We start from the raw sequence: 1494 nt of genomic DNA on the forward strand, positions 1-1494 counted from the left end.
CGCCGGGCCCGAGCGGCGCGCAGACCCCGTCCGCGCCGCCGCACACGGTCGGCGAACTGGCCGTCACCGGGATCGACGCGGACGAGGCGACGATCAGCGTCCGCGCGTCCACCACGGCCGGCGTCGTGCTGACGGTCCGGTTCGCCGAGGGCCCGGCCGAGGACCGGCTGGTGGAGGCCCCGGTGCGCGCCCTCATGCTCGGCGGCTCCACCGCTTACCTTCCTGCCGTCCGGCACGCCTTCACCGCCCCGCCCTGCGGCCGGACCGTGCTGTGGCGGGTCACGGCCGAGACCCGGCCCCAGGCTCCCGGCGGCGCGCGGAGCCGTACGGTGGCGGTCACCGGCGCGCCGTGCCCGGAGGCCGCCGGGCCGGGCGCGGGGCCGGCCCGAGGGCATGCCTGAGAACGTGCCCGAGGACGTGCCCGAGGACGTCTCCCAGGAGGCGTGGGAGGGCACGGCCGAGGACGCGGCGGCGGGCCCGCAGGGCGCTCCCTGAGGCGGTGCCCGGCGGGCCGGGGCCGGATCTCCACGGCCCGCGTCCACGCCTTGTGAGCCGACCAAGCGCGCGCTAGGTTGGTGATCGGCGGCGCGGACGCCCGTCGTCCCGGCGGGCCGGCCGCGAGGTCCGGCGCACAAGGCGGCACGAGCCCGGGAAGGGGCATGGGATGGGTCTGCTCGACGGCAAGGTCGCCCTGGTCACGGGGGGCGCACGGGGCATGGGGGAGGCGCACGTGCGGCTTTTCCTCGACGAGGGCGCGCGGGTCGTCTTCGGAGACGTGCTCGCCGACGAGGGCAAGGCGCTCGCCGAGGAGACCGGAGCGCTCTTCGTCCCCCAGGACGTGACGGACCCGGCCGACTGGGAGCGGGCGGTCGGCGCCGCCGTCGAGGCGTACGGCAGGCTCGACGTCCTGGTCAACAACGCCGGGATCCTCAGGTTCCGCCGGATCGCCGACATGACGCTCCAGGAGTACGAGCGGGTCATCGACGTGAACCTCAAGGGCACCTGGCTCGGCGTCAAGTCGGTGATCGAGCCGATGAAGGCCGCCGGCGGCGGCTCGATCGTGAACATCTCCTCGGTCGAGGGCTTCATCGGCGCCGAGGGGCTGTCCGCCTACTCCGCCTCGAAGTTCGGCGTGCGCGGCGTCACCAAGGCCGCCGCCCGCGAGTTGGCCCGCTTCGGGATCCGGGTCAACTCCGTCCACCCGGGGTCGATCGACACGCCCATGGTCAGGACGCCGGAGGTCGCCGCCGAGGTGGACGGCGAGGCGTTCTTCAAGTCCATGGTGATCAAGCGGTTCGCCCGGCCGGTCGAGGTCTCGCACATGGTGGCCTTCCTGGCCTCCGACCGGGCGAGCTACTGCACGGGCAGCGAGTTCACGGTGGACGGGGGCATGCTCACCGGCGCCGGCTACTGAGCCGCCCCGCCACCGAGCCGTCCCGCCGGGCTCGCCGTACGGGTGCGAGGACCCCGGCGGCCGCCCGCCGCGACGGCCCC

The 1494-nt window shown here is 75.4% G+C and carries 2 protein-coding genes; both read left to right on the forward strand.

Annotated features, from left to right (window positions below):
- On the forward strand, positions 1–401 hold a 401-nt coding region (locus ACWJ6R_RS36165), incomplete at its 5' end, for a hypothetical protein (protein WP_449066519.1).
- A 263-nt stretch (positions 402–664) separates the two neighbouring features.
- Positions 665–1414, forward strand: a complete 750-nt coding sequence (locus ACWJ6R_RS36170; protein ID WP_449066520.1) for a glucose 1-dehydrogenase — start codon at positions 665–667, stop codon at positions 1412–1414.
- Positions 1415–1494: the final 80 nt, after the last annotated feature.

The sequence above is a fragment of the Planomonospora algeriensis genome, assembly GCF_977012225.1.